The 15,139-nt window shown below is 61.3% G+C and carries 10 protein-coding genes, 1 tRNA gene and 3 rRNA genes; 4 read left to right on the forward strand and 10 right to left on the reverse strand.

Going from position 1 to position 15,139, the window contains the following annotated elements:
• Positions 1 to 60: 60 nt before the first annotated feature.
• Complete coding sequence (locus QFZ46_RS03160; protein ID WP_307358218.1) at positions 61 to 1,851, reverse strand: glycoside hydrolase family 15 protein; 1,791 nt, start codon at positions 1,849 to 1,851, stop codon at positions 61 to 63.
• Between the two features lie 76 nt (positions 1,852 to 1,927).
• Between QFZ46_RS03160 and QFZ46_RS03165 the strand changes: the two genes are divergently transcribed.
• Together QFZ46_RS03165 and QFZ46_RS03170 are read left to right on the forward strand one after the other, a co-directional pair.
• Positions 1,928 to 3,292 carry a glucose-6-phosphate dehydrogenase gene (locus QFZ46_RS03165; protein ID WP_307358220.1) on the forward strand — a complete coding sequence of 455 codons (1,365 nt, stop codon included), beginning with the start codon at positions 1,928 to 1,930 and terminating at the stop codon, positions 3,290 to 3,292.
• Positions 3,293 to 3,374: 82 nt separating this feature from the next.
• Positions 3,375 to 4,055, forward strand: a complete 681-nt coding sequence (locus QFZ46_RS03170) for a YqaJ viral recombinase family protein (protein WP_307358222.1) — start codon at positions 3,375 to 3,377, stop codon at positions 4,053 to 4,055.
• A 21-nt stretch (positions 4,056 to 4,076) separates the two neighbouring features.
• Here QFZ46_RS03170 and QFZ46_RS03175 read toward each other — a convergent pair whose 3' ends face one another.
• On the reverse strand, positions 4,077 to 4,964 hold the full coding sequence (locus QFZ46_RS03175) for a LysR family transcriptional regulator ArgP (protein WP_307358225.1): 888 nt from the start codon (positions 4,962 to 4,964) through the stop codon (positions 4,077 to 4,079).
• Positions 4,965 to 5,034: 70 nt separating this feature from the next.
• Between QFZ46_RS03175 and QFZ46_RS03180 the strand changes: the two genes are divergently transcribed.
• Complete coding sequence (locus QFZ46_RS03180; protein ID WP_307358228.1) at positions 5,035 to 5,652, forward strand: LysE/ArgO family amino acid transporter; 618 nt, start codon at positions 5,035 to 5,037, stop codon at positions 5,650 to 5,652.
• Between the two features lie 56 nt (positions 5,653 to 5,708).
• Positions 5,709 to 6,275: a dihydrofolate reductase family protein gene (locus tag QFZ46_RS03185; RefSeq protein ID WP_307358232.1), complete on the forward strand. Its 567-nt coding sequence runs from the start codon at positions 5,709 to 5,711 to the stop codon at positions 6,273 to 6,275.
• Between the two features lie 75 nt (positions 6,276 to 6,350).
• Here QFZ46_RS03185 and rrf read toward each other — a convergent pair.
• The 8 genes from rrf to QFZ46_RS03225 all read right to left on the reverse strand — a co-directional run bounded on the left by rrf (position 6,351) and on the right by QFZ46_RS03225 (position 15,033).
• A 5S ribosomal RNA gene (gene rrf / locus QFZ46_RS03190) occupies positions 6,351 to 6,467 on the reverse strand.
• 109 nt (positions 6,468 to 6,576) lie between these two features.
• A 23S ribosomal RNA gene (locus QFZ46_RS03195) occupies positions 6,577 to 9,683 on the reverse strand.
• Between the two features lie 429 nt (positions 9,684 to 10,112).
• A 16S ribosomal RNA gene (locus QFZ46_RS03200) occupies positions 10,113 to 11,637 on the reverse strand.
• Together the 16S, 23S and 5S rRNA genes form the textbook arrangement of a ribosomal RNA operon.
• A gap of 613 nt (positions 11,638 to 12,250) precedes the next feature.
• Positions 12,251 to 12,940 carry a 50S ribosomal protein L1 gene (gene rplA, locus QFZ46_RS03205; protein ID WP_307364492.1) on the reverse strand — a complete coding sequence of 230 codons (690 nt, stop codon included), beginning with the start codon at positions 12,938 to 12,940 and terminating at the stop codon, positions 12,251 to 12,253.
• A gap of 8 nt (positions 12,941 to 12,948) precedes the next feature.
• Positions 12,949 to 13,380, reverse strand: a complete 432-nt coding sequence (rplK, locus tag QFZ46_RS03210; RefSeq protein WP_144792427.1) for a 50S ribosomal protein L11 — start codon at positions 13,378 to 13,380, stop codon at positions 12,949 to 12,951.
• 190 nt (positions 13,381 to 13,570) lie between these two features.
• On the reverse strand, positions 13,571 to 14,611 hold the full coding sequence (nusG, locus tag QFZ46_RS03215) for a transcription termination/antitermination protein NusG (protein WP_307358234.1): 1,041 nt from the start codon (positions 14,609 to 14,611) through the stop codon (positions 13,571 to 13,573).
• A gap of 45 nt (positions 14,612 to 14,656) precedes the next feature.
• Positions 14,657 to 14,920 carry a preprotein translocase subunit SecE gene (gene secE / locus QFZ46_RS03220; protein WP_307358235.1) on the reverse strand — a complete coding sequence of 88 codons (264 nt, stop codon included), beginning with the start codon at positions 14,918 to 14,920 and terminating at the stop codon, positions 14,657 to 14,659.
• Between the two features lie 40 nt (positions 14,921 to 14,960).
• Positions 14,961 to 15,033, reverse strand: a tRNA-Trp gene (locus QFZ46_RS03225).
• Positions 15,034 to 15,139 lie beyond the last annotated feature (106 nt).

Consider the following 15,139-nt stretch of genomic DNA (forward strand, 5'->3'; position numbering starts at 1 on the left):
CGGTTGATCCAAGAATACGGCATCCGACGCCGTCCCCCAAATCGAGGTGGCGTCGTCTGCTCAGCGACGGTCGGCGGCGCGGCCGGAGTGCCCGGCAAGTGCGTCCGCCGCACGGACCAGCGCGAGATGCGACAGCGCCTGCGGCGTGTTCCCGGCATGCCGTGCTCCGTCGACGTCATACTCCTCGGAGAGCAGGCCGAGATCGTTCGACAGGCCGACCAGACGCGCCATCAGAGCCTCGGCATCCCGTTCCCGACCGCTCGCGGCATACTGCTCGACGAGCCAGAAGCTGCAGGCGAGGAACGGATGCTCACCTCCGGCGAGACCATCCACACCGCTCGTCGTGCGATAGCGCATCAGCAATCCGTCGCGAAGAAGCGTGTGCTCGATCTGCGCGACCGTGCGAGTCATCCGCGGATCGTCCGCTGCGCAGTACCCGACCTGCGGGAGGACGAGCAGCGAAGCGTCCACCTCATCGGATCCGTAGTGCTGCACGAAGTAGCCGTCGGCATGCACGCCCCGCTCGTCGATCTCGGAGCGCAGTCGGTCTCGTATCTCCACCCACCGGTCGGCATCACCCGACAGGGAGTGCTCACGAACAGCGCGTACTCCACGATCGAGCGCGGCCCACATCATGACGCGGGAATGAGTGAACCGCTGAGGTTCGCCGCGGATCTCCCAGATGCCGTTGTCCGGTCGATCCATCCCGGTGATGACGCGTTCGAGCAGCGCCCGCTGCAGCGGCCACGAGAACGAGGACTCCTCGAGTCCGGCGATCCGCGCAGCCTCGAGCGCGACGAGCACCTCGCCGATCACGTCGCCCTGGTATTGATCGACGGCGCCGTTGCCGATTCGCACGGGAGAAGCGCCCTCGTATCCAGGCAGCCCGGTGAGCTCTCGCTCGGCGAGGTCGCGCTCCCCCGCGATCCCGTACATGATCTGCACCTCGGACGGGTCACCGGCGACCGCACGCAGCAGCCACAGGCGCCAGTGCTGCGCCTCGTGCAGGAACCCGTGCGAGATGAGCACCTCAAGAGTCAGCGCGGCGTCCCGCAGCCAGACGTATCGGTAGTCCCAGTTGCGCGATCCGCCGAAATCCTCCGGCAGCGATGTCGTCGCAGCCGCGACGATGCCACCGGTGTCCCGGTTGGTGAGTGCCCGCAGCACGAGCAGCGAGCGCGCCACCATGTCACGATGCGGTCCGTCGTGTTCGATTCCGCTCGCCCAGCCCTCCCACCAGGATCGGGTCCTCGCGATGGCGTCCTCGATGTCCAGCGGGTGAGGCACGGATTCGTGGGAGAGGAACCAGGTCAGAGTGAGATCGCGCGTCTCGCCCTCGGCGACTGTGATCCTTCCGGTGTGGACGTGATCGGATGCGGACAGTGCGACGCCACGCACGATCACGGCGTCCGGTCCTGCAGTCGCCCGCAGCGCCGGCTCGGAATCGGTTCCCACCTGCCGCACCCACGGGAGTGCACGTGCGTAATCGAAACGCATCCGCAGTTCGGTGCGGAATGCGACGGTCCCGGAGATGCCGATCACTCGTCGCACGAGATCGGTGCGGTGCCGGCTCATCGGCATGAACTCGTGCACCTCCGCGACGCCGCCGGCGGTCTCCCATCGTGTGACGAGGATGAAGGTGTCCGGCAAGTACTGACGACTCATGCTCGCGTCTTCGTCGAGCGGCCTCAGCGCCCAGCATCCGTGCGCGGGATCTCCCAGCAGCGCGCCGAAGATCGACGGAGAGTCGAAGCGCGGCAGGCACAGCCAATCGATACTGCCATCGCGGGAGACGAGAGCTGCCGTGCGGCAGTCGCTGATCAGCGCATAGTCTTCGATCGGAGATGGCATCCGTCCGATTGTGGCAGTGACAGCCTCGGCGATCCAGGCCTGTTGCGATCTCGTCGTGCCGACTACGGTGGGCCGCATGGCCGAGCACACGACACTCATGATCTTCGGAGCATCCGGTGACCTGACATCCAGGCTCCTGCTGCCGGCACTGGGTCAGTTGCTGATCACAGAACCGAAGCGCACCGTCCACCTGATCGGAGCGGGAATGGACGAGTGGGCGGACGACAAGTGGCGTGACGTCGTGCAGACCGCGTTCGCGTCAGCGGATGCCGAGGACGCGATGTCACGTGTCGAGACCGAGTATCACCGCGCCGACATCACCGCTGCAGACGATCTGAAGACGCTTCTCGCGGGACGAGAGGCGCCGCTGGCGCTGTACTTCGCGGTGCCGCCATCGGTCGCCGCCGCCGCGTGCGACGCCATGGCGACGATCGATCTGCCCAAGGGCGTCGTGCTGGCGCTGGAGAAGCCTTTCGGGGTCGACGAGGGCAGTGCTCGGGCGCTCAACGAACGCCTCGCCCTGCTCGTGCCCGAGAGCCAGGTCTTCCGCATCGATCATTTCCTCGGACGCTCGACCACGCTGAACCTGCTCGGGGTGCGCTTCGCGAACCGTGTGCTCGAGCCGCTCTGGTCGGCGACGGACATCGAGTCCGTGACGATCACGTACGACGAGTCCTTGGGGCTCGAGGGTCGTGCCGGATACTACGATCACGCGGGAGCCTTCGTCGACATGATCCAGAGCCACCTTCTGCAGGTGCTCGCCGTCTTCGCGATGGAGGAGCCAGCGACTCTGGATGAGGTGGACTTCCGCGCAGCGACGACAGCAGTGCTGCGGGCGACCTCGGTGTGGGACGACGATCCGGTGAGCAACTCGCATCGTGCGAGGTACACGGCCGGCAGCGTGGAAGGGCGCGAGTTCCCGTCGTATGTGGATGAACCGGATGTCGACCCCGCACGGAACACCGAGACGCTGGGGGCGGCGACCTTCGAGGTGCGCAACGCGCGCTGGGCCGGTGTGCCGATCATGTTGCGTTCGGGCAAAGCCATCGGCAACCCTTCACGTGAGATCGTCGTACGGTTCCGTCCTGTGCGCCACGTCCCCCGCGGTCTCCACGGCGACGCGGAGGGAGCGGTGCTGCGCTTCTCGCTCGGCACGGCCGAGATCTCCCTGGAACTCAACGTCAACGGGGAAGCAGACCCGTTCGAGTTGGAGCGGACGACGATGTCGGCAGAGCTCGGCCCTGGCGCGCTCCGGGCCTACGCCGAGGTCCTCTCCTGCATTCTCGATGCCGACCCTGTGCTCGCTGTGCGCGGGGATGCCGCCGAGGAATGCTGGCGCATCGTGCAGCCCGTTCTCGACGCCTGGAAAGCCGGCAAGGTGCCGCTCGAGGAGTACGTCGTGGGCTCCGACGGCCCCGAGGACTGGCCTGCAGCCGGCTGAGATCCGGATGCCGGAAAGACCAGCCTGCGGCACCCCGGCGCGGCTGGTCCCGCGCGTCCGTACCCGCGGGTAATCTCGAATGGTGACTCCGGAACTTCAGGCTCGTATCGTCGCGGACTCCCGTGATCGCGTCGCCTGGCTCCGGGCTCGTACCCGCGGGATCACCGCCACCGACGTCGCCGGCCTCTCCGGAGACAAGTCGATCATCCGCGCCGCCGATGCGAAGCTCGGGGGCGGTGCGCACTTCGGAGGCAATGCCTATACCGATCACGGTCGCCGTCGAGAGCCGGAGATCGCCACGTGGGTCGCCGGGACTCATGGCATCCATCCGTCTTCAGCGCTGTTCCGCGCCGAGGCGGAGCATCGCCACCTCGCCACGCCTGACGGCATCGTCCAAGACGCCGAAGGCCGCATCCTGCTCGCCGAGATCAAGACCACGAACAAGAATTGGCGCACGATCCCCCGAACGTATCTCCGGCAGGTCTGGTGGCAGCAGCATGTGCTCGGCGCGGAGCGGACGCTGTTCGTCTGGGAGGAGCACGACAGCTTCCGCCCGATCCACGACGAGCCGCGTTGCGTCTGGATAGATCGAGACGACCGCGAGATCGGCCAGCTCGTCTCGCTCGCGACACGCCTGATCGACGAGCTCTACCACCGCACCACCGGGCGCCGTGCTCCGAGTGCCGACGTCGCCGAAGCAGCCAGCCGTCGCGACTCCCTCCGGGAGCGCGACGCGTTCCGCGCCCTCGCTCTCGCCGACTGAGACGGGGAGTCCGGACGGCGTTCAGCCCAGAACGCGCCTGGCCTCTGCGGTGATCTCCGCCGCGATCGCATCGAGCAGCGACGATCTGAGGTTCCACTGCTGCCAGTACAGCGGCACGTGGATCGAATCGCCGCCCAGCGGGATCGCTGCTCCGGATGCCGCGGCATCCGTCGCCTGCGAGCCGGGCAGCATGCCCCACCCGAGTCCGAGCAGGACCGCCTGCGCATAATCGTAGGATGCGGGGACGTAGTGGCGAGGAATGCCCTGTTCATCCTGCCCTCTGGACGCCAGCCAAGCGTGCTGAAGCGTATCGCGCCGGTCGAAGTCGACGAACGGCGCGCGCCGCAGCGACGCTGTGGTGACCCCGTCGGCGAACCAGCGCTTCATGAATGCAGGCGTCGCCATCGCCTCGTAGCGAAGCACGCCGAGCGGCACGACCGTGCATCCCGCCACTGGAGAATGCTCCGAAGTCACCGCAGCCATGACTTCACCGGATTCCAGAAGGCGTGCCGTGAAAGTCTGGTCGTCCCGATGCAGATCGAAGTCGATGTCGTGTGCGTCTGCGACTCTCGCGAGAGGCGCCAGGAACCAGGTGGCCATCGAGTCGGCATTGACGGCGAGCGGAACGCTGAAGCGCCCGCCCGCCGGGTCGAGTCCCAGCGCAGACAGCGCATCGTGCTCGAGCAGTGCGATCTGACGCGCCATGCGCACGACGGACTCACCTGCAGCCGTCGCTTTCGCCGGCCTGCCGCGAACGACGAGCACCTGCCCGAGCTGCTGCTCGAGGCTCTTCAGCCGCTGGCTGACCGCGGAGGGCGTGATGTGCAGAGTGCGCGCCGCAGCGTCGAGACTCCCGCCGTCCACGATCGCCGCGAGAGTGGATGCCAACTCCGGTGAGATAGCTGTCATGTTAGCCATGCTAATGGCACGTAAGAACGCGTAGCTGGTGCTTATGCCCGGCTCCGCTTAGCGTCAGAGGGTGATCTCGTTCTTCGCGGGCCTCGGCCTCGGCTTGTCCCTCATCATCGCCATAGGCGCCCAGAATGTCTTCGTCCTGCGGCAGGGCATTCGCCGCGAGCACGTGCTGGCGGTCGTCATGATCTGCGCATTGTCGGATGCGATCCTCATTGCAACTGGAGTCGCGGGGCTCGGCTTTCTGCTTGAGAGCGTGCCCTGGCTGGTGGACGCCGCGCGCATCCTCGGTGCGGTGGTCCTGATCGCGTACGGTCTGCTCGCAGCGCGACGGGCATGGCGCGGCGGAGACCAGACGCTGCGTCCCTCCGGTGACGAGAAGCGTCCAGGACGACTCGCCGCCGTGATCGCGGTCGCCCTCGCGCTGACATGGCTGAACCCGCACGTCTACCTCGACACCGTGTTGATGCTCGGGTCGATCGCTGCGACACACGGCGACGCGCGTTGGCTCTTCGCCGCGGGTGCGATCCTCGCCAGCATCCTCTGGTTCACCGCACTCGGCTACGGAGCGCGCGGACTCGCCCGATGGCTGAACACACCGCGGGCCTGGCGGATCCTCGATGCGGTCATAGCGGCAGTCATGATCACAATCGCCATCAGTCTCGTGGTGCCGCTGTTCGGATGAGGGTTCCGCACAGTCGATAGACGATCTAAACTCCTGCGCGAAGCGAAGGAGATGACATGCAGACTCTGACGATCGACTTCATCTGCTCCCTCGATGGCTTCGGCTCAGCAGTGGGCTGGCCTGGTTGGTGGGGGATGGAGAGTCCTGAGTACCTCGACTGGCTCGAAGAAGCGCCGGCGAAGAACGATCCGCTGCTGATGGGGGCGACGACGTACCGCGTGATGTCCGAGCTGACCGCGGGCGGCGAGCCGGGAACCGACGTGCTCAACGACATCAAGAAGTACGTGTTCTCGTCGTCGCTCGAACCACCACTCGTGTGGGCCAACTCGACGCTCGTCGACACGGATGCTGTCGAATACGTGCGCAGGCTGAAAGAGGTGTCAGACCGCCCGCTGCGGACGATCGGCAGCATCGCTCTGTGCCGCTCATTGCTGAACGCGGGACTCGTCGACCGCTATCGCGTCGTCATCTTCCCCGTGATCACCGGGGCGAGCGGCCGCGACCGCATATTCGACGGGTATCCGGATGTGACCCTCGAGCTCGTCGAGGTGCGCACCTTCGATCACCGCACCCAGCTGCTCGAGTACGTCCCGACCGTGGTGGACGGGCCTCCCGGCAGCTGAAGTGCCCAGAAACGGAGATCGACGTTAAACGCAAAATGGCCACCCAGCGTTGGGTGGCCATTTTGTTTAGAAGAAGTTCGGCGGTGTCCTACTCTCCCACAGGGTCCCCCCTGCAGTACCATCGGCGCTGTGAGGCTTAGCTTCCGGGTTCGGAATGTAACCGGGCGTTTCCCTCACGCTATGGCCGCCGAAACACTATTGATGTTTCAACAAAAACCTAAAGGCACGCGTGGTGCCTGTTAGGGTTCTCGACCGTACATCGAGAACCACTCAGTGGACGCGTAGCACCAACAAACGGTGTGTTATCAAGTCATCGGCTTATTAGTACCAGTCAGCTGCATGCATTGCTGCACTTCCACATCTGGCCTATCAACCCAGTAGTCTGGCTGGGAGCCTCTCACCCGAAGGTATGGAAATCTCATCTTGAGGCCGGCTTCCCGCTTAGATGCTTTCAGCGGTTATCCATCCCGAACGTAGCTAATCAGCGGTGCTCCTGGCGGAACAACTGACACACCAGAGGTTCGTCCAACCCGGTCCTCTCGTACTAGGGTCAGATCCTCTCAAATTTCCTACGCGCGCAGCGGATAGGGACCGAACTGTCTCACGACGTTCTAAACCCAGCTCGCGTACCGCTTTAATGGGCGAACAGCCCAACCCTTGGGACCTACTCCAGCCCCAGGATGCGACGAGCCGACATCGAGGTGCCAAACCATGCCGTCGATATGGACTCTTGGGCAAGATCAGCCTGTTATCCCCGAGGTACCTTTTATCCGTTGAGCGACAGCGCTTCCACAAGCCACTGCCGGATCACTAGTCCCGACTTTCGTCCCTGCTCGACCTGTCAGTCTCACAGTCAAGCTCCCTTGTGCACTTACACTCGCCACCTGATTACCAACCAGGTTGAGGGAACCTTTGGGCGCCTCCGTTACTTTTTGGGAGGCAACCGCCCCAGTTAAACTACCCACCATGCACTGTCCCTGAACCGGATCACGGTTCGAAGTTAGATATCCAGAGTGACCAGAGTGGTATTTCAACAATGACTCCACCATAACTGGCGTCATGGCTTCAAAGTCTCCCACCTATCCTACACAAGCCACACCGAACACCAATACAAAGCTGTAGTAAAGGTCACGGGGTCTTTCCGTCCTGCTGCGCGTAACGAGCATCTTTACTCGTAATGCAATTTCGCCGAGTTCGCGGTTGAGACAGTTGGGAAGTCGTTACGCCATTCGTGCAGGTCGGAACTTACCCGACAAGGAATTTCGCTACCTTAGGATGGTTATAGTTACCACCGCCGTTTACTGGGGCTTAAATTCTCAGCTTCGCCTTACGGCTAACCGGTCCTCTTAACCTTCCAGCACCGGGCAGGCGTCAGTCCGTATACATCGTCTTGCGACTTGGCACGGACCTGTGTTTTTAGTAAACAGTCGCTACCCACTAGTCTCTGCGGCCACCACACCCTTTTCGGAGTAAATCCGTATAAGTGGATGGCCCCCCTTCTCCCGAAGTTACGGGGGCATTTTGCCGAGTTCCTTAACCACGATTCTCTCGATCTCCTTGGTATTCTCTACCTGACCACCTGAGTCGGTTTGGGGTACGGGCGGCTAGAACCTCGCGTCGATGCTTTTCTTGGCAGCATAGGATCATCCACTTTTTATCCGCATCATGTCTCAGCCTATGTGAGTCGCGGATTTGCCTACGACTCGGCCTACACACTTGCACCAGGACTACCATCGCCTGGCTTGGACTACCTTCCTGCGTCACACCTGTTAATACGCTAACCGCACCAGCATGGGGTCGTACGCTAGGCCTCACCCCATCACCCCGAAGGGATCCGGTCATGAGGATTCAGATACTTAGCACCACTGGATTAGCTTGGGCGGTTCTTCGCCGGTACGGGAATATCAACCCGTTGTCCATCGACTACGCCTGTCGGCCTCGCCTTAGGTCCCGACTTACCCAGGGAAGATTAGCTTGACCCTGGAACCCTTGGTCTTTCGGAGGACGTGTTTCTCACACGTCTTTCGCTACTCATGCCTGCATTCTCACTCGTGTAGCCTCCACGGCTGGTTCACACCGCCGCTTCGCTGGCCACACGACGCTCTCCTACCCATCAACACGGCTGGACCACGAAGGCCTACCAATAATGTCAATGCCACAACTTCGGTGGCGTGCTTGAGCCCCGTTACATTGTCGGCGCGGAATCACTTGACCAGTGAGCTATTACGCACTCTTTCAAGGGTGGCTGCTTCTAAGCCAACCTCCTGGTTGTCACAGCAACTCCACATCCTTTCCCACTTAGCACGCGCTTAGGGACCTTAGTTGGTGGTCTGGGTTGTTTCCCTCTCGACTATGAAGCTTATCCCCCACAGTCTCACTGCTGCGCTCTCACTTACCGGCATTCGGAGTTTGGCTGACGTCAGTAACCTTGTAGGGCCCATCGGCCATCCAGTAGCTCTACCTCCGGCAAGAAACACGCAACGCTGCACCTAAATGCATTTCGGAGAGAACCAGCTATCACGAAGTTTGATTGGCCTTTCACCCCTATCCACAGCTCATCCCCTCAGTTTTCAACCTAAGTGGGTTCGGTCCTCCACGTGCTCTTACACACGCTTCAACCTGGCCATGGATAGATCACTTCGCTTCGGGTCTAGGACATGCGACTGAATCGCCCTATTCAGACTCGCTTTCGCTACGGCTACCCCACACGGGTTAACCTCGCCACATATCGCTAACTCGCAGGCTCATTCTTCAAAAGGCACGCTGTCACCCCTACTAAGGAGGCTCCAACGGTTTGTAAGCAAACGGTTTCAGGTACTATTTCACTCCCCTCCCGGGGTACTTTTCACCTTTCCCTCACGGTACTTGTCCGCTATCGGTCATCTGGAAGTATTTAGGCTTATCAGGTGGTCCTGACAGATTCACACGGGATTTCTCGGGCCCCGTGCTACTTGGGATACTCTCCACGCCAGAACACGCATTTCGACTACGGGGTTGGCACCCTCTATGACCGGCCTTTCAAGACCGTTCGTCTATACGCTTCTGTAACGTCGCCACCTCGGCAGAGATGACAGGTGAGTCCCACAACCCCGAATATGCAACTCCTGCCGGATATCACACATACTCGGTTTAGCCTGATCCGGTTTCGCTCGCCACTACTAACGGAATCGCGGTTGCTTTCTCTTCCTGTGGGTACTGAGATGTTTCACTTCCCCACGTTCCCTCTACCCGCCCTATATATTCAGGCGGGAGTCACTAGGTCGGCACGCCGCCCAGCGGGGTTTCCCCATTCGGACACCCTCGGATCAAAACTTGCTTATCAGTTCCCCGAGGCTTATCGCAGATTGCTACGTCCTTCTTCGGCTCCAGATGCCAAGGCATCCACCGTTTGCTCTTAAAGACTTGATACATGAGTTTGAATCAAAAACTCGACCCAGTCCGAAGACTGTGTCTGAAATTGACTAATGATCTTTAAGATCATCTTGTGCAACCGATCCGAAGATCAGCTGCAAGATGCTCGCGTCCACTGTGTAGTTCTCAAAGTACGGGCGGTACCCATCACCGAAACCAGCCAAAGCCAGAAACAGCAAAAGGTCCAGAAGACCCAGTCCCAAACCCAACCCCCAAAGGAGATCAGACCGGTTCCGGTCCCTCAGGACCCAACAGCGTGCAGACACCCTTCCCTCAAGCATCCCGTTCCAGTAGCCGAAGCCACGTACTAAGAACCACTCTCGGTCCGAATGCCATGTCAAATGTTCCACCCATGAGCTCCCAGCGAAGAACATACGCCTTCGATCTGGGGTCTGGACAACCAAGAGGCTGCCAGTTGCTCCTTAGAAAGGAGGTGATCCAGCCGCACCTTCCGGTACGGCTACCTTGTTACGACTTAGTCCTAATTACCGATCCCACCTTCGACAGCTCCCTCCCACAAGGGGTTAGGCCACCGGCTTCAGGTGTTACCGACTTTCATGACTTGACGGGCGGTGTGTACAAGACCCGGGAACGTATTCACCGCAGCGTTGCTGATCTGCGATTACTAGCGACTCCGACTTCATGAGGTCGAGTTGCAGACCTCAATCCGAACTGGGACCGGCTTTTTGGGATTCGCTCCACCTCACGGTATTGCAGCCCATTGTACCGGCCATTGTAGCATGCGTGAAGCCCAAGACATAAGGGGCATGATGATTTGACGTCATCCCCACCTTCCTCCGAGTTGACCCCGGCAGTATCCCATGAGTTCCCACCATTACGTGCTGGCAACATAGAACGAGGGTTGCGCTCGTTGCGGGACTTAACCCAACATCTCACGACACGAGCTGACGACAACCATGCACCACCTGTTTACGAGTGTCCAAAGAGTTGACCATTTCTGGCCCGTTCTCGTATATGTCAAGCCTTGGTAAGGTTCTTCGCGTTGCATCGAATTAATCCGCATGCTCCGCCGCTTGTGCGGGTCCCCGTCAATTCCTTTGAGTTTTAGCCTTGCGGCCGTACTCCCCAGGCGGGGAACTTAATGCGTTAGCTGCGTCACGGAATCCGTGGAATGGACCCCACAACTAGTTCCCAACGTTTACGGGGTGGACTACCAGGGTATCTAAGCCTGTTTGCTCCCCACCCTTTCGCTCCTCAGCGTCAGTTACGGCCCAGAGATCTGCCTTCGCCATCGGTGTTCCTCCTGATATCTGCGCATTCCACCGCTACACCAGGAATTCCAATCTCCCCTACCGCACTCTAGTCTGCCCGTACCCACTGCAGGCTGGGGGTTGAGCCCCCAGATTTCACAGCAGACGCGACAAACCGCCTACGAGCTCTTTACGCCCAATAATTCCGGATAACGCTTGCACCCTACGTATTACCGCGGCTGCTGGCACGTAGTTAGCCGGTGCTTTTTCTGCAGGTACCGTCACTTTCGCTTCTTCCCTGCTAAAAGAGGTTTACAACCCGAAGGCCGTCATCCCTCACGCGGCGTTGCTGCATCAGGCTTGCGCCCATTGTGCAATATTCCCCACTGCTGCCTCCCGTAGGAGTCTGGGCCGTGTCTCAGTCCCAGTGTGGCCGGTCACCCTCTCAGGCCGGCTACCCGTCGACGCCTTGGTGAGCCATTACCTCACCAACAAGCTGATAGGCCGCGAGCCCATCCCCAACCAATAAATCTTTCCAACCACTGAAGATGCCTTCATGGTTCGTATCCAGTATTAGACGCCGTTTCCAGCGCTTATCCCAGAGTCAGGGGCAGGTTGCTCACGTGTTACTCACCCGTTCGCCACTAATCCACCCAGCAAGCTGGGCTTCATCGTTCGACTTGCATGTGTTAAGCACGCCGCCAGCGTTCATCCTGAGCCAGGATCAAACTCTCCGTAAAAGAAAAAAACTGAACACACCGGAAAAAGGTGTGAGCAGCGAGTTTGAACTGACCAAAGAAATGAATCAAACTGACTTCATTTAAAATGCCAACCCCCGGAAGGGCTGGTCTTTGATCCAAAGGAATTCTCACCACTCCGAAGAGCGACGAGGATAATTTGGCATTTGACAAGTGCACGCTGTTGAGTTCTCAAGGATCGGACGCTCCCCCGACCCAGTCATCACAACCAGGCCCGAAGGGCAACTTCTCAATCTTACCCGCCTCAGGGAGTCTGTCAAATCGACGCTTTCGGATCTCAGATCCGAGGAGCAGCCGATGACCGCGATCCACGAGGTGGGACTCCCTATCCTAGACGCAAGCGCCCACACTCTCAAGTGAGAGAAGGAGTTCGGGGAGTTGTTCTTCCGCTTGAGGGGGGTGAGGCCTTCCGGCCTTTCCGCTTCCCTGTGGGGCGAACAAGTAATAACTTACGCGGGATCCCTGGACGCGGCAAATCCTGCCCGTCCCCCGGGCGTGTCTCGCCCGCCGCGACGTCCCATCGGCCGGCCAGGACGCTCCGCCTGGACGCAGAAAGGCCCCTGTCCCGACGGACAGGGGCCTTTCAGAGTCGCACTCAGATGACGTTGACATCCAGCGGGATGCCGGGGCCGAACGTCGTCGACACCGCACCCTTCTGGATGTAGCGGCCCTTTGCGCTCGACGGCTTCAGACGAACGATCTCCTCAAGCGCAGCGCCGATGTTCTCATCGAGCTGCTCTGCGGTGAACGACGCCTTGCCCACGACGAAATGCACGTTGGCGTGCTTGTCGACGCGGAACTCGATCTTTCCGCCCTTGATCTCCTCGACGGCCTTCGCCGTGTTGGGGGTCACAGTGCCGGTCTTCGGGTTCGGCATGAGGCCACGGGGGCCGAGCACCTTACCCAGTCGTCCTACCTGTCCCATGAGCTCGGGTGTCGCAACAGCCGAGTCGAAATCGGTCCAGCCTGCAGCGACCTTCTCGATGAGCTCGGCGCCGCCGACCTCATCTGCACCTGCAGCGATCGCAGCCTCGGCCGCGGGGCCGGTGGCGAACACGATGACGCGGGCGGTCTTACCGGTACCGTGCGGAAGGATGACGGTGCCACGCACCATCTGGTCCGCCTTGCGCGGGTCGACAGCGAGCTTCAGCGCGACCTCGACGGTCGAGTCGAACTTCGCCGAGCCGGTCTCCTTGGCGAGAGCGACAGCCTCGGTGGGGGTGTAGAAACGGTCTGCCTCGATCTTCGCGACGGCAGCGTTGTAAGCCTTGGACTTTGCCATGATTATTCTCCTCAGCCCTCGACCGTGATGCCCATGGAACGGGCGGTGCCGGCGATGATCTTCGAGGCGGCCTCGATGTCGTTCGCGTTCAGATCGGCCTGCTTGGTCTCAGCGATCTGACGGACCTGGTCCTTGGTGATCTTGCCGACCTTGACCGTGTGCGGCGTGGCCGAAGCCTTCTGCACTCCGGCGGCCTTCTTGATGAGCTCCGCGGCCGGCGGCGTCTTCAGGACGAACGTGAAGCTGCGGTCCTCGTACACGGTGATCTCCACCGGGATGACGTTGCCACGCTGCGACTCGGTCGCTGCGTTGTAGGCCTTGCAGAACTCCATGATGTTCACGCCGTGCTGACCGAGCGCGGGGCCGATCGGCGGCGCCGGGTTGGCGGCGCCTGCGTTGATCTGGAGCTTGATCAGGCCGGTCACCTTCTTCTTTGGTGCCATTCTCTTTTCCTTTCCTCGAGCGGATGCCACGGCATCCGATCTCCCACGATCCGGCATCTCCGGATCGCGGTGCTGTCCTGCGCGCACGCCGAAGCGCACACACAAACCACGTAAGTCTACCCGATGCAAGCAGATGCCGGGAACGACGAAACGGCCGCCCCGTGGGACGGCCGTTTCGCAGAGATCGAAGTCAGTTCATCTTGGTGACCTGGTCGAACGACAGCTCGACCGGGGTCTCACGCTCGAAGAGGGAGACGAGCACCGTGAGCTTGCCGCTCTCGGGCTTGATCTCGCTGATCGAACCCGGAAGGCCTGCGAACGAGCCTTCCTTGATGGTGATGGTCTCGCCGACCTCGAAGTCGACCTCAGCCGGGATCGAGCGGGCGACAGCGACGCCGCCCTTCGACTGGACGTTCTTCGCGGTCGGAATGTCCTTGACCTCGACGAGCGCCTTCAGCATGTTGAAGGCCTCCTCGAAGCGCAGCGGGGTGGGGTTGTGAGCGTTGCCCACGAAGCCCGTCACGCCAGGCGTGTGGCGGACGACCGACCAGGTGTCTTCGTTGAGCTCCATGCGCACGAGCACGTAGCCGGGGATCCGGACGCGCGTGACCATCTTGCGCTGACCGTTCTTGATCTCGACGACGTCCTCCATCGGGACCTCGATCTGGTAGATGTCGTCCTCGACCTCGAGCGTCGACTTGCGCTGCTCGATGTTGGCCTTCACCTTGCGCTCGAAACCGGCGTAGGAGTGGATGACGTACCACTTGCCCGGCATCATGCGCAGGTCCATGCGGAAGGCCTCGTAAGGATCTTCTTCCGCGTTCTCGTCTGCGTCTTCAGCCGCCTCGTCGGTCGCGGCATCCTCGTCGCCGTTCACGTCGGGGCCGTCGTAGGGTGCGACCTCGTCAGCGGATGCCGCCTCGAGATCTGCGGCCTCTTCGGCCGCTCCGTCTGTGAGGACCTCAGCGGCAGCTTCGGATTCTGCCGCTTCGTCCAGGTTGAGAGCGTCGTTCACGATCGCGTCCGCCTCCGGGTCGTCGATGTCGATGTCTTCGGTGCCTTCTTCATTCACGTCTTCCGGGTCGCCTTCGATGTGCACCGCGACATGCTCCGCAGCGGAAACCGACTCCTCTTCGGCGGAGAGCACGTTGCCCTCCTGCGCCTCGTCGTCCTCGCTGGACTGCTCCGCGGCGGTCGCCCAGTCGGCGTCGTCGGAATATCGTTCAGACACGTTGTTTCTTTCCAATCATTGCGGCCGGGACCGCGAGGGTGACGCTTACTGCGGAACCCCGAAGACCTGGGCCGTCAGCCACGAGAAGGCGGTGTCCAGACCGTAGACCAGAGCCATCATGATCGCCACGAAGACCAGCACGACGCCGGTGAACTTGAACAGTTCCTTGCGCGTGGGCGTGACGACCTTGCGCAGCTCGCCGATGACCTGACGGAAGAACAGCGCGATCCTGCCGAAGAAGCCGAGCTTCTTCACGCCGGCGGCGCCGCCTGCCGCGACGACATCGCCGCGCGGTTCGTCCTGATCCATCCTGAATGTACCTTTCGTGTGCCAGCGTGGCGCTGACGCGCAGGGCGGACAGGAATCGAACCTGCAACCTGCGGTTTTGGAGACCGCTGCTCTGCCAATTGAGCTACCGCCCTAGAGACCGTGAGGCCTCTGGATCTGCTTCTCATCCGTACCCGTGGGCATGGAAAAAGAATGCAGACAACTGCTCCTCCAGTGTAGGGCATGCTGTCCGCCCCGGCG

This window comes from Microbacterium murale, assembly GCF_030815955.1.
Lineage (GTDB): Bacteria > Actinomycetota > Actinomycetes > Actinomycetales > Microbacteriaceae > Microbacterium > Microbacterium murale_A.

Coding starts and splice junctions, on each gene's coding strand:
- QFZ46_RS03185 (WP_307358232.1), top strand. CDS start 5,709: ATGCAGACTCTGACGATCGACTTCATCTGCTCCCTCGATGGCTTCGGC.
- QFZ46_RS03160 (WP_307358218.1), bottom strand. CDS start 1,851: ATGCCATCTCCGATCGAAGACTATGCGCTGATCAGCGACTGCCGCACG.
- secE (WP_307358235.1), bottom strand. CDS start 14,920: ATGGATCAGGACGAACCGCGCGGCGATGTCGTCGCGGCAGGCGGCGCC.
- rplK (WP_144792427.1), bottom strand. CDS start 13,380: ATGGCACCAAAGAAGAAGGTGACCGGCCTGATCAAGCTCCAGATCAAC.
- QFZ46_RS03175 (WP_307358225.1), bottom strand. CDS start 4,964: ATGACAGCTATCTCACCGGAGTTGGCATCCACTCTCGCGGCGATCGTG.
- QFZ46_RS03165 (WP_307358220.1), top strand. CDS start 1,928: ATGGCCGAGCACACGACACTCATGATCTTCGGAGCATCCGGTGACCTG.